The organism is Pseudomonas sp. FSL R10-0056 (assembly GCF_009600105.1).
GTDB classification, from domain to species: Bacteria; Pseudomonadota; Gammaproteobacteria; order Pseudomonadales; family Pseudomonadaceae; genus Aquipseudomonas; species Aquipseudomonas bubulae.
Genome location: NZ_WIWL01000226.1, coordinates 27,541 through 49,442, shown reverse-complemented (window position 1 = coordinate 49,442; position 21,902 = coordinate 27,541). Strand labels below are relative to the sequence as shown.

At 59.7% G+C, this 21,902-nt stretch carries 17 protein-coding genes and 1 pseudogene; 12 read left to right on the top strand and 6 right to left on the bottom strand.

Annotated features, from left to right (window positions below):
• Positions 1–307: 307 nt before the first annotated feature.
• The 12 genes from hutU (at position 308) to GHO42_RS22575 (ending at position 16,147) form a co-directional block, all read left to right on the top strand.
• On the top strand, positions 308–2,005 hold the full coding sequence (gene hutU, locus GHO42_RS22630; protein WP_095000817.1) for a urocanate hydratase: 1,698 nt from the start codon (positions 308–310) through the stop codon (positions 2,003–2,005).
• 117 nt (positions 2,006–2,122) lie between these two features.
• On the top strand, positions 2,123–3,655 hold the full coding sequence (gene hutH, locus GHO42_RS22625; RefSeq protein WP_095000818.1) for a histidine ammonia-lyase: 1,533 nt from the start codon (positions 2,123–2,125) through the stop codon (positions 3,653–3,655).
• Between the two features lie 74 nt (positions 3,656–3,729).
• Complete coding sequence (locus GHO42_RS22620; protein WP_095017738.1) at positions 3,730–5,133, top strand: amino acid permease; 1,404 nt, start codon at positions 3,730–3,732, stop codon at positions 5,131–5,133.
• Positions 5,134–5,160: 27 nt separating this feature from the next.
• Positions 5,161–6,366, top strand: a complete 1,206-nt coding sequence (gene hutI / locus GHO42_RS22615; RefSeq protein WP_095000820.1) for an imidazolonepropionase — start codon at positions 5,161–5,163, stop codon at positions 6,364–6,366.
• Positions 6,367–6,376: 10 nt separating this feature from the next.
• Complete coding sequence (gene hutG, locus GHO42_RS22610; protein ID WP_095017736.1) at positions 6,377–7,171, top strand: N-formylglutamate deformylase; 795 nt, start codon at positions 6,377–6,379, stop codon at positions 7,169–7,171.
• A gap of 220 nt (positions 7,172–7,391) precedes the next feature.
• Positions 7,392–8,363, top strand: a complete 972-nt coding sequence (pip, locus tag GHO42_RS22605; protein ID WP_095000822.1) for a prolyl aminopeptidase — start codon at positions 7,392–7,394, stop codon at positions 8,361–8,363.
• Positions 8,360–8,797 carry a D-aminoacyl-tRNA deacylase gene (gene dtd / locus GHO42_RS22600; RefSeq protein WP_095000823.1) on the top strand — a complete coding sequence of 146 codons (438 nt, stop codon included), beginning with the start codon at positions 8,360–8,362 and terminating at the stop codon, positions 8,795–8,797. Before pip ends, dtd begins: the two co-directional genes overlap by 4 nt.
• 231 nt (positions 8,798–9,028) lie before the next feature.
• Complete coding sequence (locus GHO42_RS22595) at positions 9,029–10,759, top strand: glucan biosynthesis protein G (RefSeq protein WP_095001089.1); 1,731 nt, start codon at positions 9,029–9,031, stop codon at positions 10,757–10,759.
• Entirely contained in the window at positions 10,752–13,304 is a 2,553-nt protein-coding gene (gene mdoH, locus GHO42_RS22590) for a glucans biosynthesis glucosyltransferase MdoH (protein WP_095017735.1), read from the top strand. Before GHO42_RS22595 ends, mdoH begins: the two co-directional genes overlap by 8 nt.
• A gap of 284 nt (positions 13,305–13,588) precedes the next feature.
• On the top strand, positions 13,589–14,386 hold the full coding sequence (locus GHO42_RS22585) for a transporter substrate-binding domain-containing protein (protein WP_016783160.1): 798 nt from the start codon (positions 13,589–13,591) through the stop codon (positions 14,384–14,386).
• Positions 14,387–14,460: 74 nt separating this feature from the next.
• A complete protein-coding gene (locus GHO42_RS22580; protein WP_370688616.1) occupies positions 14,461–15,420 on the top strand; it encodes an amino acid ABC transporter permease in 960 nt (319 codons plus the stop codon).
• Positions 15,413–16,147, top strand: a complete 735-nt coding sequence (locus GHO42_RS22575) for an amino acid ABC transporter ATP-binding protein (RefSeq protein ID WP_178126950.1) — start codon at positions 15,413–15,415, stop codon at positions 16,145–16,147. Before GHO42_RS22580 ends, GHO42_RS22575 begins: the two co-directional genes overlap by 8 nt.
• A 61-nt stretch (positions 16,148–16,208) precedes the next feature.
• Here the strand turns inward: GHO42_RS22575 and GHO42_RS22570 are convergent, their stop codons facing one another.
• The 6 genes and pseudogenes from GHO42_RS22570 to tatB form a co-directional block, all read right to left on the bottom strand.
• Positions 16,209–17,777, bottom strand: coding sequence for a methyl-accepting chemotaxis protein (locus tag GHO42_RS22570; protein WP_095000827.1), 1,569 nt, complete (start codon positions 17,775–17,777; stop codon positions 16,209–16,211).
• 96 nt (positions 17,778–17,873) lie between these two features.
• A complete protein-coding gene (locus GHO42_RS26515; protein WP_371926149.1) occupies positions 17,874–18,587 on the bottom strand; it encodes a methyl-accepting chemotaxis protein in 714 nt (237 codons plus the stop codon).
• A 141-nt stretch (positions 18,588–18,728) separates the two neighbouring features.
• Positions 18,729–19,790 (bottom strand): annotated as a pseudogene (locus GHO42_RS26510) (methyl-accepting chemotaxis protein); the annotation flags it as partial.
• 179 nt (positions 19,791–19,969) lie between these two features.
• Complete coding sequence (locus GHO42_RS22560; RefSeq protein ID WP_095000829.1) at positions 19,970–20,680, bottom strand: 16S rRNA (uracil(1498)-N(3))-methyltransferase; 711 nt, start codon at positions 20,678–20,680, stop codon at positions 19,970–19,972.
• Positions 20,677–21,474 (bottom strand): twin-arginine translocase subunit TatC, encoded by a 798-nt coding sequence (tatC, locus tag GHO42_RS22555; protein WP_095000830.1) that lies wholly within the window; start codon positions 21,472–21,474, stop codon positions 20,677–20,679. Before tatC ends, GHO42_RS22560 begins: the two co-directional genes overlap by 4 nt.
• Before the next feature lie 4 nt (positions 21,475–21,478).
• Positions 21,479–21,895, bottom strand: coding sequence for a Sec-independent protein translocase protein TatB (gene tatB, locus GHO42_RS22550; RefSeq protein WP_095000831.1), 417 nt, complete (start codon positions 21,893–21,895; stop codon positions 21,479–21,481).
• Positions 21,896–21,902 lie beyond the last annotated feature (7 nt).

Below are 21,902 nucleotides of genomic sequence, written 5' to 3'. Positions count from 1 at the left end.
TCGGTTTATTGGCGGGTCGCAGTGATGCGATCGCGAGCAAGCCCGCTCCCACAGAACACATGCGTTACCAAACGCCCCAAATCAGCGCACACATCTACTTCAGTAACACCCCTCGCTAATTTCTCCCTCTCCACCAAGAAACTTCTCTTGCGGTTGCGCACCTTTATTTCCGTGGCTTGCAGCTTTTTCATCAGGAAAATTTTCAGATTGGCCGCTAACTTGCATATGCTTGTATGTACAAGTACATAAGTGTGCGTCGATCCTCTTCTCACACCCGACGCATCTGCCCAACGCTGAGGAGTTACCCGTGACTTCAACTACCCCAAAATCGCCTGCCGAGTTCACCCGTCACCGTGATGGTGAGATCCGCGCCGCCCGCGGCACCCAGCTCACTGCCAAAAGCTGGATGACCGAAGCACCCCTGCGGATGCTGATGAACAACCTCGACCCGCAAGTGGCCGAGAACCCGACTGAACTGGTGGTGTATGGCGGTATTGGCCGGGCAGCGCGCAACTGGGAGTGCTACGACAAAATCGTCGAAAGCCTGACCAACCTAAACGATGACGAAACCCTGCTGGTGCAATCGGGCAAGCCGGTCGGCGTGTTCAAAACCCACAGCAACGCGCCACGGGTACTGATCGCCAACTCCAACCTGGTACCGCACTGGGCCACCTGGGAGCACTTCAACGAACTCGACGCCAAGGGCCTGGCCATGTACGGCCAGATGACCGCCGGCAGCTGGATCTACATCGGCAGCCAGGGCATCGTCCAGGGCACCTACGAAACCTTCGTCGAGGCCGGTCGCCAGCACTACAACGGCAGCCTGGTCGGCAAGTGGGTACTGACCGCAGGCCTGGGCGGCATGGGCGGCGCCCAACCACTGGCAGCAACTCTGGCCGGTGCCTGCTCGCTGAACATCGAATGCCAGCAAAGCCGTATCGATTTCCGTCTGGCCACCCGTTATGTCGACGAGCAAGCCGCGGACCTGGATGACGCACTGGCGCGTATTGCCAAATACACCGCTGAAGGCAAAGCGATTTCCATTGCCCTGTGCGGCAACGCTGCTGAACTGCTGCCAGAAATGGTTCGCCGTGGTGTGCGCCCGGACATGGTCACCGACCAGACCAGCGCCCACGACCCGCTGAATGGCTACCTGCCAAAAGGCTGGACCTGGGAGCAGTACCGCGACCGCGCCGTGACCGATCCGGCTGCTGTGGTCAAAGCTGCCAAAGCGTCAATGGGTGAGCACGTTGAAGCGATGCTGGCATTCCAGAAAGCTGGCGTGCCGACCTTCGACTACGGCAACAACATCCGTCAGATGGCTAAAGAAGTTGGCGTAGAAAACGCCTTCGACTTCCCGGGTTTTGTCCCTGCTTATATCCGCCCACTGTTCTGCCGTGGTGTAGGGCCGTTCCGCTGGGTCGCACTGTCGGGGGATGCCGAAGATATCTACAAGACCGATGCCAAGGTCAAAGAGTTGATCGCCGACGACGCTCACCTGCACAACTGGCTGGACATGGCGCGCGAGCGCATCAGCTTCCAGGGGCTGCCGGCACGTATCTGCTGGGTCGGCCTGGGCCAGCGTGCCAAGCTGGGCCTGGCGTTCAACGAAATGGTGCGCAGCGGCGAGCTGAAGGCCCCGATCGTGATCGGCCGCGACCACCTGGACTCCGGCTCGGTATCCAGCCCGAACCGCGAAACCGAAGCCATGCAGGACGGTTCGGATGCCGTGTCCGACTGGCCACTGCTCAATGCCTTGCTCAATACTGCCAGCGGCGCGACCTGGGTGTCGCTGCACCACGGCGGCGGCGTCGGCATGGGCTTCTCCCAGCATTCGGGCATGGTGATCGTGTGTGACGGTACCGACGAAGCGGCTGAGCGCATCGCCCGTGTCCTGCACAACGACCCGGCCACCGGTGTAATGCGTCACGCCGATGCCGGTTACGACATCGCCATCGATTGCGCCAACGAGCAGGGCCTGAACCTGCCGATGATCAACGGCTGACCTCTGGTCTCCCGTGGGAGCGAGCCTGCTCGCGAACGGCCTTCGCGAGCAGGCTCGCTCCCACATGGTTGTTAAAGATTTCTATAATTTCGGTAACACGCGTGAAGGAGTATTAACGTGCTTGAGTTAAACCTGATCCCCGGCCAACTGAGCCTTGCCCAACTGCGTGACATTTATCAGCAGCCGGTTACCCTCAGCCTGGACGCGAGCGCCTCGGCGCAGATCGATGCCAGCGTGGCGTGCGTTGAGCAGATCCTTGCCGAAAACCGCACCACCTACGGTATCAATACAGGTTTTGGCTTGTTGGCTTCGACCAAAATCGCCAGCGAAGACCTGGAAAACCTCCAGCGTTCCCTGGTGCTTTCCCACGCCGCCGGTATCGGCGAGCCAATCAGCGATGATCTGGTGCGCCTGATCATGGTGCTCAAGGTCAACAGCCTGAGCCGTGGTTTCTCCGGGATTCGTCGCGTGGTCATCGATGCATTGATCGCCCTGATCAATGCCGAGGTTTACCCGCATATTCCGCTCAAAGGTTCGGTGGGCGCATCGGGCGACCTGGCACCCCTGGCGCATATGTCCCTGGTGCTGCTGGGTGAAGGCAAGGCTCGTTACAAAGGCGAGTGGCTGGATGCCGTCACTGCCTTGAAACAAGCCGGTCTTGAGCCGCTGACCCTGGCTGCCAAGGAAGGCCTGGCCCTGCTTAACGGTACTCAAGTATCGACGGCCTACGCTCTGCGCGGTCTGTTTGAAGGCGAAGACCTGTTTGCCGCTGCGATGGCCTGTGGCGGCCTGACCGTTGAAGCCGTTCTGGGTTCGCGCTCGCCGTTCGACCCACGCATTCATGCTGCCCGCGGCCAACGCGGTCAAATCGACGCGGCGGCGATTTATCGCGATCTGCTGGGCACCAGCAGCGCAGTGTCCGAGTCGCACAAAAACTGCGACAAGGTACAAGACCCGTACTCCTTGCGCTGCCAGCCACAAGTCATGGGCGCCTGCCTGACCCAGTTCCGTCAGGCCGCCGAAGTGCTGGGCATTGAAGCCAACGCAGTGTCGGATAACCCGCTGGTATTTGCCGAACAGGGCGACGTGATCTCTGGCGGTAACTTCCACGCCGAACCAGTGGCGATGGCAGCCGACAACATGGCCCTGGCCATTGCCGAAATCGGTTCGCTGAGTGAGCGTCGCATCTCGTTGATGATGGACAAGCACATGTCGCAACTGCCGCCGTTCCTGGTGGCCAATGGCGGCGTCAACTCCGGTTTCATGATCGCCCAGGTGACGGCTGCGGCCCTGGCCAGCGAGAACAAGGCGTTGTCCCACCCGCATAGCGTGGACAGCATTCCTACATCGGCCAACCAGGAAGACCACGTATCGATGGCGCCTTCTGCGGGCAAGCGTCTGTGGGAAATGGCCGAAAACGTTCGCGGTGTTCTGGCCATTGAATGGCTGGCCGCGTGTCAGGGCCTGGATCTGCGTGATGGCCTGAAAACGTCCGCCAAGCTGGAAATCGCTCGCACCACCCTGCGCAGCAAAGTCGCGCATTATGAAAAAGACCGTTTCTTCGCGCCGGACATCGAAATCGCCATGCAACTGCTGGCGTCCCGTTGCCTGAACGCACTGCTGCCTGCACACGTTCTGCCAAGCCTGTAATCCAAAAAAACGCAGAGGGCCTACGGGCTCTCTGCGTCTCTGTTTTCGCCGACAAAAATAATCAAGGACGCGAAATGCAAAACCAGACTCAAGGTTTGAAACGCGGGCTTTCCGCTCGCCACATCCGTTTCATGGCGCTGGGTTCAGCGATCGGGACGGGTCTTTTCTATGGTTCAGCTGCTGCCATCCAGATGGCTGGACCTGCTGTGCTGCTGGCTTACCTGATTGGTGGCGCGGCGGTCTTCATGGTCATGCGCGCACTGGGCGAAATGGCCGTGCACAATCCGGTGTCCGGTTCCTTCGGTCACTACGCCAGCACCTATCTGGGGCCCATGTCGGGCTTTATTCTCGGCTGGACCTATGCCTTCGAGATGATCATCGTGTGTCTGGCCGATGTCACCGCGTTCGGTATTTACATGGGCTTCTGGTTCCCGGAAGTGGCGCGCTGGATCTGGGTGCTGGGTATCGTGCTGCTGATTGGCGGCCTGAACCTGTGCAGCGTTAAAGTCTTCGGTGAAATGGAGTTCTGGCTGTCGCTGCTCAAGGTTGCTGCCATCGTGGCGATGATCCTGGCCGGCTTCGGCATCATGCTGTTTGGTATTGGCACCTCGGGCAGCTCCGATGCGGTGGCGACCGGCATCAGCAACCTGTGGTCCTTCGGCGGCTTCATGCCCAATGGCGTGGGCGGTTTGATCGCCTCGTTTGCCGTGGTGATGTTTGCCTTTGGCGGCATTGAAATCATTGGTATTACCGCTGGCGAAGCCAAAGACCCGCAGCGTGTGATCCCTAAAGCGATCAACGCGGTTCCGCTGCGCATTCTGCTGTTCTATGTACTGACTCTGTTTGTACTGATGGCCATTTACCCGTGGACTCAGATCGGCAGCCAGGGCAGCCCGTTTGTGCAGATCTTTGACAGTCTGGGTATCAGCTCGGCGGCCACCATCCTCAATATTGTGGTGATCTCGGCGGCAGTGTCGGCGATCAACAGCGACATCTTCGGTGCAGGCCGCATGATGTACGGGCTGGCCCAGCAAGGGCAGGCGCCCAAGGGCTTTGCCAAAATCTCCAGACACGGCGTGCCGTGGATGACCGTGCTGGTAATGGGCGCCACCTTGCTGGTGGGTGTGGTGCTTAACTACCTGATCCCGGAAAACATCTTTTTGGTAATCGCCTCGATTGCGACCTTTGCCACGGTATGGGTATGGCTGATGATTCTGGTCACCCAGGTGGCCATGCGTCGTTCCATGACCCGTGAACAAGTGGCCGAACTCAAGTTCCCGGTGCCGTTCTGGCCGTATGCGCCGATTGCCGCCATTGTGTTCATGGTGTTTATCTTCGGCGTACTGGGTTACTTCCCTGAGACACAAGCCGCGCTAATGGTAGGTGTGGTCTGGATTCTCATGCTGGTTGTGGCTTATCTGCTGTGGGTAAAACCTGCAGCGGGTCGGGCAATTGAAGTGGCTCCCGAGCTTTCCTGAGTTTTTGATCATTGACGGAGTGACGCGATGAAAACCCTTTGGCAGCACTGCAATGTCGCAACAATGGCCAACGGCACGTACTCGATCATCGAGGATGCCGCCCTCGTCACCCGTGACGGCTACATTGAGTGGCTTGGCCCGCGTCAGCAGTTGCCGACGGGCGAATATGGGCAAACCCACGGCCTTGAAGGCGCGTGGGTAACGCCGGGGCTTATCGATTGCCATACGCACACGGTGTTTGGCGGCAACCGCAGCGGTGAGTTCGAGCAGCGTCTGCAAGGCGTGAGCTATGCCGAAATCGCCGCGGCCGGAGGCGGTATTGCCAGCACTGTGCGTGCGACCCGCGCGGCCAGCGAGGACGAGTTGTTCGACAGTGCCCGTCAGCGTTTGCGGTGTTTGCTGCGCGATGGCGTGACCAGTGTCGAGATCAAGTCCGGTTATGGCCTGAGCCTGGAGAGTGAACGCAAAATTTTGCGGGTGATCCGCCGTCTTGGCGAAGCGTTGCCGGTCACGGTGCGCAGCACCTGCCTGGCCGCCCATGCCTTGCCGCCGGAGTTCAAGGATCGCGCCGATGACTATATCGAGCATATCTGCAACGAGATGCTACCCGCGCTGGCGGCCGAAGGGCTGGTGGACGCTGTGGATGCGTTCTGCGAATACCTGGCGTTCTCACCGGCCCAGGTCGAGCGGGTGTTCAAGGTAGCGCAGCAATTGGGCCTGCCGGTCAAATTGCACGCCGAGCAGCTGTCTTCATTGCATGGCTCCAGCTTGGCGGCGCGCTATCAGGCGCTGTCGGCCGATCATCTGGAATTCATGACCGAAGAAGACGCCATTGCCATGGCCGCCTCCGGCACCGTGGCCGTGCTCTTGCCTGGTGCGTTTTACTTCTTGCGTGAAACCCAGTTGCCGCCGATGGAGGCCCTGCGCAAGCACGGGGTAAAAATCGCCATTGCCAGTGACCTCAACCCGGGAACCTCGCCGGGACTGTCGTTGCGCCTGATGCTGAACATGGCCTGCACCCTGTTCCGTATGACCCCCGAAGAAGCCCTGGCCGGGGTCACCCTGCACGCGGCAACGGCATTGGGCATGGGCGAGACCCACGGCTCGCTTGAGCCCGGCAAGGTGGCCGACTTTGTCGCCTGGAACATTGATCGTCCGGCAGACCTGGCTTATTGGCTGGGCGGTGATCTGGACAAACGCGTCGTGCGTAGCGGCGTTGACGTAACGCTTTAGGAGAAAGCTTGTGGACAAGGTTCTGACATTCAAACAAGGCCGCGTGCCGTTGCTGATCAGCATGCCCCATGCTGGTCTGAAACTGACTCCGGCAGTCAAGGCCGGGCTGATCCCTGAGGCGCAAAGCCTGCCGGACACCGACTGGCATATCCCGCAGCTGTACGACTTTGCCAGCGAGCTGGGTGCCAGCACCCTGGCAGCCGAGTATTCGCGGTTTGTGATTGACCTCAATCGCCCGCAGGACGATGCGCCGATGTATGTGGGCGCCACCACAGGTTTGTTCCCGGCCACGCTATTTGATGGCGTGCCATTGTTTCGTGAAGGGCTGGTGCCTACGAAAGAGGAGCGTGCGACGTACCTGGAGCAGATCTGGAAACCCTATCACCAGACCTTGCAACAGGAACTCAAACGCATGAAAGACGAGTTTGGCTATGCGCTGCTGTTTGATGCGCATTCCATTCGTTCGCAAATCCCTCATCTGTTTGACGGCCGTCTGCCGGACTTCAATCTGGGCACCTTCAATGGTGCCAGTTGCGATCCGACGCTGGCCCGCGATCTTGAAGCCATTTGTGCCGAGCATCCAGCCTACAGTCATGTACTGAACGGACGCTTCAAGGGTGGCCATATCACCCGTCATTACGGCAGTCCGGTGGACAACATCCATGCTGTGCAACTGGAACTGGCGCAGTGCACCTATATGGAAGAGTTCGAGCCGTTCAACTATCGCGAAGACCTTGCGGCACCGACCCGGGTGGTACTCAAGCAATTGTTGGCGCGGATTATTGAGTGGGGCCGGGAACGTTAAGTCAAAAGCCCCTCACCCTAGCCCTCTCCCGGAGGGAGAGGGGACAGAGTGCGCGCGGCCTCAAGAACACCGACAATCAGCCCCCCTCTCCCTACAGGAGAGGGTTGGAGGCGCGCCACCGATCCAAACCCCATCCTTTTAGTAAGGGCATGCTCAATACCTCCAATCGGGTTTATGATGCCTGACGGCAATCTCTTTCGACCCCTCCCTGGAGTGCGTAATGCAGACCTTGTTCCCGCAGATCAAACCCTACGCCCGGCATGAACTGGCGGTCGATGGCCCGCATGTGCTCTACGTTGACGAGAGCGGTTCGCCAGACGGCCTGCCGGTGGTGTTTGTCCACGGCGGGCCGGGGTCGGGTTGCGATGCCAACAGCCGCTGCTATTTCGATCCGGGCCTGTATCGCATCATCACCTTTGATCAGCGCGGCTGTGGTCGCTCGACACCGCACGCCAGCCTGGACAGCAACACCACGTGGGATCTTGTCGCCGATATGGAGCGGATTCGCCTGTACCTGGGCATCGACAAGTGGGTGTTGTTCGGCGGTTCGTGGGGCTCGACCCTGTCACTGGCGTACGCGCAAAGCCATCCAGCGCAAGTACATGGCCTGATTTTGCGTGGGATCTTTCTGGCGCGGCCGCAGGAAATCGAATGGTTCTATCAGGCAGGGGCCAGCCGGATTTTCCCCGACTACTGGCAGGACTATATCGCGCCGATCCCTGAGGAAGAGCGTGACGACCTGATGAGTGCCTTTCACAAGCGCCTCACGGGCAACGACCAGATTGCCCAGATGCATGTGGCCAAGGCATGGTCGACCTGGGAAGGCCGCGCCGCCACCCTGCGGCCCAACCCGCAGGTGGTCGAGCGCTTCTGCGACCCGCACCGGGCATTGTCCATTGCCCGTATCGAATGCCACTACTTTATGAACAATGCGTTCCTTGAGCCCAATCAGCTGCTGCGGGACATGCACAAGATTGCCCACCTGCCGGCCGTGATCGTGCATGGCCGCTACGACATGATCTGCCCGCTGGATAACGCCTGGGAGCTGCACCAGGCCTGGCCGGGCAGTGAGCTGCAAATCATCCGTGAAGCCGGGCACGTCGCTTCCGAGCCCGGCATTACCGACGCCCTGGTGCGCGCCACCGAGCAAATGGCCCGTCGTCTGCTCAACTTGCAGCCTGACGAAGCATGAAGGGGCTGTTGCAGCGCGTCAGTGGCGCGCGGGTAGAGGTGGCGGGGGAGATTGTCGGTTCAATCGATCAGGGCTTGCTGGTGCTGGTTGCCGTCGAGCCCGGGGATACCGAAGCCAGCGCCGCCAAGTTGCTGCATAAGCTGCTCAACTATCGAGTATTCAGCGATGCCGAAGGCAAAATGAACCTGTCACTGGCCGATATCGGCGGCGGCTTGCTGCTGGTTTCGCAATTTACCCTGGCGGCAGACACCAAGAGCGGCCTGCGTCCGAGCTTTTCCACGGCAGCACCACCGGCATTGGCCGAGGCGTTGTTCAATCAGCTGCTTGAAGCGGCAAAACGACTTCACCCCAGCGTCGAATCGGGGCGTTTTGGCGCTGATATGCAGGTGCATTTGATCAATGATGGCCCTGTGACATTTTTGTTACAAACCTAAAACCCTGAAAAACCGTGTTTTCGTCTGAAAACAGGGGGTTTTAGCGAGAAATACTTGCTGACAGTAGATGCGTTGTAACGCGGGCTACTAGATAATCCTGCGCTACACAGAGACTAATCCGACACGTCCGGGGAATCATTTATTCCTTTGACGGTCGGAACAGTGCTCGCCAACCTGGCATTTAGATCGCTGGCCGTTGGTTTCATCATCTGTTTTCGGCGAGGTTTGCTCGTGATTGTTAGTCCATTAAATGCACCAAAAATGTCTGCCAAGCGGTTGCGTAACGCACTGGTGACGGGCTCTGCGCTCTTTTGCTTGTTCGGTGCGGGTCAACTGTGGGCATTCAGTCTGGATGACGTGGCGGCTGAGGCTAAAACCCTCGCCGAGCAGAAGTACCAAGCGCCGCGCAGCAATTTGCCAAAGGAATTCCGCGACATGAAGTTCGCGGACTACCAGAAAATCCAGTTCAACCGTGACAAGGCCCAGTGGGCGGGTGACAAAACCCCGTTCAAACTGTCCTTCTATCACCAGGGCATGCATTTCGACACGCCGGTGAAAATCAACGAAGTGACCGCCACCACGGTTGAAGAGATCAAGTACGACCCGAGCCGTTTCGACTTCGGTGACGTCAAGTTCGATCCTAAAGCCACCGAAAACCTCGGTTGGGCGGGTTTCCGCGTGCTGTATCCGATCAACAAGGCGGACAAACAGGACGAGATCATGACCATGCTCGGCGCGAGTTACTTCCGCGTTGTGGGCAAGGGCCAGATCTATGGTCTGTCGGCCCGTGGTATGGCGATCGACACGGCATTGCCGTCGGGCGAAGAGTTCCCGCGCTTCACCGAATTCTGGATCGAAAAACCCAAGCCTAACGACAAGCATCTGGTGATCTTCGCCCTGCTGGACTCGCCACGGGCTACCGGTGCTTACCGCTTTACCCTGCGCCCGGGTGTGGACACGGTAGTGGACGTCAAAGCGCAAATGTTCCTGCGTGACAAGGTCGGCAAGCTGGGCATCGCTCCGCTGACCAGCATGTACCTGTTTGGCGCCAACCAGCCGTCCAAGGTCCTCAACTACCGTCGCGAACTGCACGATTCGTCGGGCCTGGCCATTCACGCCGGTAACGGCGAGTGGATCTGGCGTCCGCTGAACAACCCGAAACACTTGTCGGTAAGCAACTTCGCCGTTGAAAACCCGCGTGGTTTCGGCTTGCTGCAACGTGGCCGTGATTTCAGCCACTACGAAGACCTGGATGACAACTACCATAAGCGTCCAAGTGCGTGGATCGAACCTCAGGGCGACTGGGGCAAAGGCTCGGTTGATCTGGTAGAAATTCCGACTGCTGATGAAACCAACGACAACATTGTTGCTTTCTGGAGCCCGGACACCCTGCCGGAGCCGCTCAAGCCGTTTGATTTCGCTTATCGCCTGCACTGGACCATGGATGAAGCAGCTCTGCACCCGGCCGACAGCGCCTGGGCACAACAGACCCTGCGTTCGACCGGTGACGTCAAGCAATCCAACCTGATCCGCCAACCAGACGGCAGTGTGGCGTATCTGGTGGACTTCGAAGGCCCGTCCCTCAAGGCTCTGCCGGAAAATGCTGCTGTGCGCAGCCAGGTCAGTGTGGGTGACAACGCCGAACTGGTTGAAAACAACGTGCGTTACAACCCTGAAACCAAGGGCTGGCGTTTGACCCTGCGGTTGAAAATCAAAGACCCGAGCAAGGCCACGGAAATGCGTGCAGCGCTGGTCCAGGACGTTGAGCCGGCTGCGGCCGCCAAAGCGGATAAGGCACCTGAGACCAAAGCCGAGAAAGCTGCGGCCAAGGCACAGGACAAGAAAGACCACGCAGCCAAGGACGCCAAGGCGCCTGAAGCGACCCCAGCCACTCCGGAGCCGGTCAAGACTGAAAAAGTGCTGACCGAGACCTGGAGCTACCAGTTGCCAGCCGATGAGTAATGCTCAGCCCCACCCGGCCTCGCTCAGCGAGTACCTGGCGCATTTACCACTGAGCGATGAGCAGCGCGCGGAACTGGCGAACTGCACCTCGTTCGCCGAGTTGCATGCGCGCTTGTCGGCGCAGAGCGACGTGGATGCCGCCGAGGCCGCTCAGGCTTCGGTGGGCACGCGTCTGAACCTGACTTCAGCGGCTGAACTTGAGGAAGCAGAAATGCTCGCCCTCGACGCCAGCGGCCGGGTCATGCTCAAGGCTACGCCGCCGATTCGCCGTACCAAGGTAGTGCCAGAGCCATGGCGCACCAATATCCTGGTGCGTGGCTGGCGGCGCCTGACCGGGCGCAGCAACCCGCCCAAGCCGGAAATCGACGAACGCGTCCTGCCCAAGGCCCGCTGGCGTACGGTGGGTTCGATCCGCCGCTACATCCTGCTGGTGTTGATGCTCGGCCAGACCATCGTTGCGGGCTGGTACATGAAAGGCATCATGCCGTACCAGGGCTGGTCGTTCGTTGACCTTGAAGAAGTATTGCACCAGCCGTTGATGCAAACGGCCCAGCAAGTGCTGCCCTATGCCCTGCAAACCAGCATCCTGATCCTGTTCGGGATTCTGTTCTGCTGGGTGTCGGCGGGTTTCTGGACCGCCCTGATGGGCTTTCTGGAACTGCTGACCGGGCACGACAAATACCGTATTTCCGGCGCCAGCGCCGGTAATGAACCGATCCCGGAACAAGCGCGTACCGCGCTGGTGATGCCGATCTGCAACGAAGACGTCACCCGTGTATTCGCGGGTTTGCGCGCGACTTACGAGTCGGTGGCCGCCACCGGCGACCTGGACCGCTTCGACTTCTTCGTCCTCAGTGACAGCAACGATCCCGATATCTGCGTTGCCGAGCAACAGGCCTGGCTGGATGTATGCCGCGAAACCGAAGGCTTCGGGCGGATCTTCTACCGCCGTCGCCGCCGCCGTGTAAAACGTAAAAGCGGCAACCTCGACGACTTCTGCCGTCGCTGGGGCGGTGATTACAAGTACATGGTGGTGCTCGACGCAGACAGCGTGATGAGCGGTGAGTGCCTGACCAGCCTGGTACGCCTGATGGAAGCTACGCCGGACGCCGGTATCATCCAGACCGCGCCACGAGCCTCGGGCATGGACACGCTGTATGCGCGCATGCAGCAGTTCGCCACCCGTGTGTACGGCCCGCTGTTTACCGCCGGCTTGCACTTCTGGCAGTTGGGTGAATCCCACTACTGGGGTCACAACGCAATTATCCGCATGAAGCCGTTTATCGAGCACTGCGCCCTGGCGCCGCTGCCGGGTAAAGGCGCTTTTGCGGGCGCGATCCTGTCCCACGACTTCGTGGAAGCCGCGTTGATGCGCCGTGCCGGTTGGGGTGTGTGGATTGCCTACGACTTGCCGGGCAGCTATGAAGAGTTGCCGCCTAACCTGCTGGATGAACTCAAGCGTGACCGTCGCTGGTGCCACGGTAACCTGATGAACTTCCGCCTGTTTCTGGTCAAGGGTATGCACCCGGTGCACCGTGCGGTGTTTCTGACCGGGGTGATGTCGTACCTGTCGGCACCGTTGTGGTTCTTCTTCCTGCTGTTGTCGACGGCCCTGCTGGCGGTCAACACGCTGATGGAGCCACAGTACTTCCTGGAACCACGGCAGTTGTACCCGTTGTGGCCACAGTGGCACCCGGAAAAAGCCGTGGCGCTGTTTTCCACCACCATCGTCTTGTTGTTCCTGCCCAAGCTGCTGAGCATCATTCTGATCTGGGCCAAGGGTGCCAAAGAGTTCGGTGGCAAGTTCAAAGTAACGCTGTCGATGCTGCTTGAGATGCTCTTCTCGGTGCTGCTGGCACCGGTGCGCATGATCTTCCACACCCGCTTTGTACTGGCCGCGTTTCTGGGCTGGGCGGCGACCTGGAACTCGCCACAGCGTGACGACGACTCCACGCCGTGGAGCGAAGCCGTACGCCGTCATGGCCCGCAAACCCTGCTGGGTGCTGCATGGGCTGCATTGGTGCTGTGGTTGAACCCGAGCTTTTTGTGGTGGCTGGTACCGATTGTCGGTTCACTGATGTTGTCGATCCCGGTTTCCGTGATCTCCAGCCGGGTGAAACTGGGCCTCAAGACCCGTGACGAAAGCCTGTTCCTGATTCCTGAGGAATATGCGCCGCCCCGTGAGTTGTCGGCTACGGCCGAGTACACCCATGAAAATCGCTACCATGCGCTGCATGACGGTTTTGTCCGGGCCGTGGTTGATCCGCAGCAGAACGCATTGGCCTGTGCTTTGGCGACCTCGCGTCACCGGGAAGCCGAGCCGATTGAGTGGTTGCGTACCGAGCGTGTGCGTCATGCACTCAAAGTCGGTCCAGAGGGCGTTACCAACAACGAGCGCATGCAGTTGTTGAGCGACCCGGTTGCCCTTGCACGCCTGCATGCGCTGGTGTGGAGCGAGGGGCACGAAGGCTGGCTGAACGCCTGGCGTGAGTCGGTTGCTGCCGACCCTCACGCACCGCTGTTGCCGTTGCAGCCTGCTGCTTGATCCTTCGTGAGCAACCCGTTTCCGCTTTAAGTGGGAGCGGGCTTGCTCGCGATTGCATCACCTCGTAATACCTGTTGCACCGCGTCGCTTGTATCGCGAGCAAGCCCGCTCCCACAGTGACTGTATCCCCCGGCCATTGGCCTTTTCTGTTTCAAAACTCGTCTCACAACCCTCAGTGAGTTAGCATCCGTTTTCGAATGGGTGAGTGCCCGGCTTTATTGGCTTTTTGCTTCAAGCCAGCCGCTGGCCAACACCTTAATTGAGTAGGTGAGGGGGAGTTGATGATGAAGAAGTTTGTCTCGAAACTGCTGTGCGGTGTCACTGCACTGCTGGCGATCAGCGCAGCCCATGCAGGCGCAATTGATGATGCGGTCAAGCGTGGCACCTTAAAGGTGGGCATGGACCCTACCTACATGCCCTTTGAAATGACCAACAAGCGTGGCCAGATCATTGGCTTCGAAGTTGACCTGCTCAAAGCGATGGCCAAGTCCATGGGTGTCAAGCTGGAGCTGGTGTCTACCGGTTACGACGGCATCATCCCGGCCCTGATGACCAACAAGTTCGACATGATCGGCAGCGGCATGACCCTGACCCAGGAACGCAACTTGCGCCTGAACTTCAGCGAACCCTTCATTGTTGTGGGCCAAACCCTGCTGGTACGCAAGGAACTGGCTGACAAGATCAAGTCCTACAAAGACCTCAACGACCCGCAATACCGCCTGACCTCGAAAATCGGCACCACCGGCGAAATGATCGCCCGCAAGCTGATGTCCAAAGCCCAGTACCACGGCTACGACAACGAGCCTGAAGGTGTGCTGGACGTGGTTAACGGTAAGGCTGATGCCTTTGTATACGACGCGCCTTACAACGTTGTAGCCGTCAACAAGTTCGGTAACGGCAAACTGGTGTTCCTTGACCAGCCATTCACCTACGAGCCACTGGCCTTCGGTCTGAAGAAGGGTGACTACGACAGCATCAACTTCATCAACAACTTCCTGCACCAGATCCACGAAGACGGCACTTACGATCGCATCCATGACAAGTGGTTCAAAGACACCGCCTGGCTCAAGGACATGGAATAAGGCTGATTGAATCATCGCGGGCTTGCCCGCGATGACGGCCTCCCTAGCGATACAAGACGTGGAACCTGAAAGTGATCAAACAAAAAAAAGCCCAGTGGCCCTGGCACGTATTGACCGTGCTGGTGCTCATCGGCCTGGCGGGGGCTTTGTATTACGCCACCTCGCTGATGTCTTACGAATGGCGCTGGAACCGCGTCCCCCAGTATTTCGCTTATCAGGCCGAAGAAGCCCAGCGGGCTGCTGAGCACTCGACCATCATCGAACTGGTACGCAAGGGCGACACTGCCGAAGTGCTGCTGCGCGGTGATGATGGCAATGAACAACGGGTGAGCGTTGCCGGCAATAGCCTGCAACTGGCCGAAGGTGACGAAGTCGACGAAGGCGATGTGATCGGCGTCAACCGCCACTGGGCTGCGGGGCCGCTGCTGTGGGGCCTGTGGACGACCGTCTGGCTGTCGCTGGTGTCTGGCGTACTGGGCTTGATTATCGGGCTGGTTACGGGCCTGTGCCGGCTATCGAACAACCCGACCCTGCGCGACCTCTCGACACTGTACGTCGAACTGGTCCGTGGCACGCCGTTGCTGGTGCAGATTTTTATCTTCTACTTCTTTATCGGCACCGTACTCAACCTGTCCCGCGAATTTGCCGGTATTGCCGCGCTGTCGCTGTTCACCGGTGCGTATGTGGCTGAAATCATCCGCTCGGGCGTGCAGTCCATTGCTCGCGGGCAAAACGAAGCGGCCCGCTCGCTGGGCCTCAACGGCAGCCAGTCGATGCGCTATGTGGTGTTGCCGCAGGCGTTCAAGCGGGTGCTGCCGCCATTGGCCGGGCAATTTATCAGCCTGGTCAAGGACACTTCGCTGGTGTCGGTGATTGCCATTACCGAACTGCTCAAAAGCGGTCGGGAAGTCATCACTACCTCGTTTTCGCCGTTCGAAATCCTGTTCTGCGTAGCGGGCCTGTACCTGTTGATCAACCTGCCGCTGTCGCATTTCGCCAGCCGGCTTGAGCGGAGGCTCGCGCAAAGTGATTGAAGTTCGCGAACTGGTAAAAGTCTTCGACACCCGCGGCCATATCGTGCGCGCCGTGGACAACGTCAGCACCACCGTCGCCCAGGGCGAAGTGCTGGTGGTGATTGGCCCGTCGGGTTCCGGCAAGTCGACTTTCCTGCGCTGCCTCAACGGCCTGGAAGACTTCGACTCGGGATCCGTCAGCATCGACGGCCTGGACCTGGCCAACCCCAAGACCGACGTGAACGCCTACCGGCGTGAAGTCGGCATGGTGTTCCAGCATTTCAACCTGTTTCCGCACATGACCGTGCTGGAAAACCTGTGCCTGGCGCAGAAGGTTGTGCGCAACCGTGGCAAGACCGAGCGCGAAGCCAAGGCCCGGGCATTGCTGGACAAGGTCGGGATCGGGCAAAAAGCCAATGAGTACCCGTCACGTCTCTCGGGTGGCCAGCAACAGCGTGTGGCAATTGCCCGTGCGCTGGCGATGGAACCCAAGGTGATGTTGTTTGACGAGCCGACTTCGGCGCTCGACCCGGAGATGGTCGGCGAAGTGCTGGACGTGATGAAGACCCTGGCCCGCGAAGGCATGACCATGGTCTGCGTGACCCACGAAATGGGCTTTGCCCGTGAAGTGGCGAACCGCGTGCTGTTCTTCGACCACGGCAAGTTACTGGAAGATTCCGCCCCGGAAGATTTCTTCACCTCGCCCAAAGACCTGCGCGCCCAGGCGTTTTTGCGTCAGGTGCTTTAAGAGCAGGGCCTGCCTGCTTTTGTGGGAGCGGGCTTGCCCGCTCCCACAGGGGCAGAGGTTTCTAAACCTTGAACCGCCCCACCAATGTCTGCAAATGCGTACCCAGGCGCGCCAGTTCAACGCTGGAGGCTGCTGTCTCTTCGCTGGCGGCGGCGGTTTGCTCAGACACATCACGCACATTCAATACACTGCGGTTGATTTCCTCCGCCACCGCGCTCTGCTGCTCGGCGGCTGCGGCAATCTGCTGGTTCATGCCCTGAATCGTAGACACCGTGCGGGTAATATTGCCCAGTGATTCGCCTGCTCGACGGGTCAGCTCAACGCTGTTGTCAGTCAGGGCGCGGCTGCTGTCCATGCTGCTGGAGACCTGCTGGGTGCCGCTTTGCAGCCCGGCAATCAGCTCTTCGATCTCCTCCGTGGATTTTTGCGTGCGCTGCGCCAGGCTGCGTACCTCATCGGCCACCACGGCAAAGCCGCGACCGGCTTCACCCGCCCGTGCCGCTTCAATCGCCGCGTTGAGCGCCAGCAGGTTGGTTTGCTGGGCCACGGACTTGATCACGTCAAGCACACTGCCGATCTTGTCGCTTTCGCGCTTGAGATGGCCCATGGCGTCGGTGGAGTGGCCGACTTCGATGGCCAGCTTCTCGATCTGGGCCAGGGCCTGCGCGACCACTGTGTCGCCCTCACGCGCCTGCTGGTCGGCCGCGAGCGCAGCCTCGGAAGCTTCTTCGGCATTACGCGCCACTTCCTGCACGGTTGCCGCCATTTCGTGCATGGCGGTAGCGACCTGATCGGTCTCGACCTTCTGGTTGTTGACCCCGGCGCTGGTTTGCTCGGTGACCGCCGAGAGTTCTTCGGCGGCACTGGCGATTTGCGTTATGCCGTCGCTGATACCGCCAATCAACTCCCGCAGGCCGGCAGTCATGCGCTGTATGGCTTGCTGTAGCTGGCCCAGCTCGTCGCGGCGGTCGGTCGGGTGGTCGTGGGTCAGGTCGCCTGCTGCAATGCGCTCAACGGTTTTGAGGGTGCGTTGCAGCGGTATGACTATCTGGCGGGTAATAACCCAGGCAGCAATGATGCCCAGTACCAGTGCCAGCAGTGTGCAGCCGATCAGCAGGTTGGTAGCCTGGCGGCTTTCGTTGTTGCGTTTGGTGGCCTGCAGGGTCGAGAGCTTCTGGCTTTGCTCGATCAGGACATTGCCCTGCTGGTGCATGCGTTCAACGGCTTGATCACTGGCCTGCGTACCCTGGATCAGGTCGGCGAAGGCACGTTTGTACTCCGCCACGGCGTTGAGCTGCTGCTCAACCAGGGCCAGGTCGTCGGGAGAGGTCAGCTGTTTGCGCGACAACGCCAGTGCGTTGTCCAGTTCGCTCAGTTGGTTGGTAACGCCGGCAAGTGCGCTTTCCCCGGGCTGGCGTTCATATTCGAGGCGGGCAATACGCAGGTCTTTGGTCAGGCTGATGATTTTCGAAATGTTGGCCAGCTTGTCGCCCCGGTCGATCACCGAGACCAGGCCGTTCCAGCCCGTGCCGGCAATCAGCAGGGTCAGCACCAGCACCAGGCCGAAGCCCAGGCAGAGTTTGCGGTTGACGCTGATATTGCCCAGCAGTTGGGCCAGCTGACGGTACATGGTGATACTCCTTGGAGGGGTATCAGGTCATCGGCGTCGTGGCCCGGAACTGAAGGACAGTTGCCGTTAGTGTGACGAAAGTCGCACCGCTCCTGGTCAGACCTTGAAACGGGCCACCAGGGTTTGCAGCTGTGTGCCTAGCCGTGCGAGTTCAATGCTGGAGGCGGCGGTCTGCTTACTGGCGGTGGCAGTTTGCTCTGACACGTCGCGCACATTCACCACACTGCGGTTGATCTCTTCGGCCACCGCGCTTTGTTGCTCGGCCGCGGCCGCAATCTGCTGATTCATACCTTGAATGGTCGATACGGTACGGGTAATGGTGCTCAAAGACTCACCCGCCCGACGGGTCAACTCGACACTGCTGTCCGTCAGCAACCGGCTGCTGTCCATGCTGCTGGATACTTGTTGCGTACCGTTTTGCAGGCCCGTGATCAGCACTTCAATCTCTTCCGTGGACTTCTGCGTGCGCTGCGCCAGGCTGCGTACCTCGTCGGCCACCACGGCAAAACCACGACCTGCCTCTCCGGCACGGGCGGCTTCAATTGCGGCGTTGAGGGCCAGCAAGTTGGTTTGTTGCGAAACAGCCTTGATGACATCCAGTACGCTACCGATCTTGTCACTTTCGTGCTTCAGATGTGCCATTGCATCAGTGGATAGCTGCACTTCCGCCACCAGGCGGCCAATCTGCTCAACGGCCTGGGCCACCACGGTGTCACCCTCCTGAGCTTGCAGGTCGGCGGTGATCGCGGCTTTGGACGCTTCCTGGGCATTGCGCGCGACTTCATGCACGGTGGCGGCCATTTCATTCATGGCAGTGGCGACCTGATCGGTTTCGATGCGCTGGCTGTTGACCCCTGCGCTGGTTTGCCCGGTAACGGCAGACAGCTGCTCCGCTGCGCTGGCAATTTGGCTAACGCCTTCGCCGATCCCGCAGATCAGTTCGTGCAAGCCCCCGCGCATGACTTCAATGGCCTGCTGCAGCTGGCCGGGTTCGTCACGGCGGGTTGTCGGGCGGCTCTGGCTGAGGTCACCGGCTGCCACGGCCCGGACAATATTGAGCGTGTCGCGCAAGGGCGTAACGATCTGCCAGGTGATGATCCAGGCCGCGATAATGCCCAGCACCAGTGCCAATGATGCGCAGACCAGCAGCGCGGTTTTGGCGTGTCGGGTATCGATATCCCGTTGGTCAAGTTGTGACAGGGACAGTTTGTTGCTCAGGTCGACCAGTGCATCGCCCAGTACTTGCAGTTGTGATAATTGCTTGTCGCTATTCACTTGGGAATCGCGAAAGTCGATAAAGGCAGCGCGGTAGTTCTTCAGCGAAGCGATGGCCTGCTCGAATTGAGGGGCATAGGTAGCGGGCAGTCGCTTACTGAGGCTGGCCAGTTCTGCCAGCGCTTGATCGATGGCTTCCACGGCAGGCACCGCGGCATCGATGTCGCCGGTGTGGGTGTAGCCGCGCACCTCGAAGCGGGCCTGCAACAGCGACCGGTTGACCTGGTTGACGCTGTTGAACTCGGCCAGGTTTTCACTCTGGAGCACGTCCTTTTCGATCCCGGCAATCTGGCTGAGGGCGGCGACGGATGTTGCACCGAGCTTGGCCCTGCTGACTTCGCGTGCCCGGGTCGCCTCATCGATAGTGGCGAAGATGCTCTTGTACTGCTCGACGGCCCTGATTTCGTCCTTGCTCATGCTCAGGTCATTGGCCTGGACCATCAGCTTGTTGGCGGCGACCAGCTGGTTACCGATCTTGTTGAGCAGGTCATTGACCTCGCCCGGGCCGTTTTCACCGTTGTTCTTGTCGTAGGTGACGCGGGCAATGCGCAAATCCTTGATCAGGGCGATGACCTGGGAAATATTGGCCAGCTTGTCGCCCCGCTCAATCACGCTGGTCAGCCCCTTCCAGCCGGTGATGGTGATGAGCAGGGTCAGCAGCAACACAAGGCCGAAGCCCAGGCCGAGCTTACGATTGACACTGATATTGCCTAGTGTGGCAGTCAACCAATGGTTCATGGACGAGTTCCTTTTTTTGATCGATTGGCATCGATAACAGCCGTCCATGGCTTCTTGAGTGATATTGAAGTGCTACTGCATCGGCTCGAGCGAGCAAATCTTAAGGAGGAAAAGAGGCTACACAAATGTCAGGGGCTGCTGCGGGCCTGGAATGCGCCCGCAGCGCCCTGCAGAGCGGTCTAGAACAGGCGGGCGAGCAGCGCCGTGACGGCGGTTTCGACCCGCAGGATGCGTGCGCCCAGTTGCACTGGCTGCAAGCCCGCCTTGGCCAGCAAGTCGATCTCGTAGGGGATCCAGCCACCCTCAGGGCCGATGGCCAGGGTTACGGCCTCATCCAGCCCGCGCGGGCAGGCCGGGTAATCCCCCGGGTGGCCCACCAGGCCCAGGGTGCCTTCCACCAGCGCCGGCAGGCGGTCTTCGACAAACGGCTTGAAGCGTTTTTCGATGATGACCTCGGGCAACACGCTGTCACGGGACTGCTCCAGCCCCAGGATCAACTGTTCACGGATGGCTTCGGGCTCCAGAAACGGTGTCTGCCAGAAGCTTTTTTCAACCCGGTAGCTGTTGACCAGAATGATCTTGGGCACACCCATCGAGGCTACGGTTTGCAGCACCCGGCGCAGCATTTTCGGGCGCGGCAGCGCCAGCAGCAGGGTCAGTGGCAGTTTGGCGGGTGGCGGCAGGTCCAGGCTGTGGATAACCAGCTCAGCCTCTTTGGCCTCCAGACGCACCAGTTCGGCGCTGCCCATCAGCCCGCCAATGCGCCCCACGCGCAGGCTGTCGCCCACTGCAGCACGGTGAACTTCCTGCATATGCGTCAGGCGCCGGTCACGCAGGATCACGCGGTCGGCGGCAATGAAATCAGCCTCTTCGAGGAGCAGCAGGTTCACGCTTGTGGTGCTGGCGGTTGGGCGTCGTTATCGGCCGGTTGCTCGTCTGCGTCATCGCCACGCTTGTTTTTGCTGACCAGGCTGCCAAACAGGATGCCGATTTCAAACAGCATCCACATCGGGATCGCCAGCAAGGTTTGCGAGAAAATGTCGGGCGGGGTCAGGATCATGCCGACCACGAAGCAGCCGATAATCACGTAGGGGCGGATCTTGCGCAGGTATTGCACATCGACGATGCCGATCCACACCAGCAGCACTACGGCTACGGGGATTTCAAAGGCCACGCCAAAAGCAAAGAACAGGGTCATGACGAAATCAAGGTAGCTGCTGATATCGGTCATCATCGCAACCCCTTCCGGGGTGGCAGCGGCGAAGAACTTGAACACCAGCGGGAATACCAGGAAGTAGGCAAAGGCCATGCCGGCGTAAAACAGGAAAATGCTCGACACCAGCAGGGGCACGGCGATGCGTTTTTCATGCTTGTACAGGCCCGGTGCAATAAACCCCCAGATCTGATGCAGGATCACCGGAATGGCGATAAACAGCGAGACCATCATGGTCAGCTTGAGCGGGGTCAGGAACGGCGAGGCCACGTCGGTGGCGATCATCGTTGCACCCACCGGCAGGTATTCACGCAGCGGCGTGGAGACCAGGGTGTAGATCTGCTGGGTAAAGGCAAACAGCCCGGCAAAAATGATGAAAATCGCCGCGATGCAGCGCAACAGGCGGGTACGCAACTCGGTCAGGTGCGAAACCAGCGGCATTGGCTGGTCGTGTTCAGGCTTATCGCTCATGCGCTTAAGGGGCTCGCGGTGGCAGGGTGGGGTCGTGTGGCGCTGCCGGTTGCGGCGCAGGGGCGGACGCGGTTTTGCTCAGGGTCACGGGCGCAGCGCTCGCAGACTCTGGGTGTGCGACGGGAGCGGTACTGACAGGTGGCTCGGTGGGCGTTAACGGCTTCACAGCGTCCTGCAGCGGAGCCAGAATTTTCTTGGCTTCCTCTTCCATCGACAGGATATGTTCGTTGTGCAGCTGCCGACGTATTTCGTCCGCGCCGATTTCCCGTTCAACTTCCTGTTTGATCGCATTAAAGCTGCGTTTCAGGCGCCCGATCCACAGGCCCGCCGTGCGTGCAGCACCCGGCAAGCGCTCGGGGCCGAGCACCAGCAGGGCCACCAGGCCGACGAGCAGCAGTTCACTGAAGCTGATACCGAACATTAGTTTT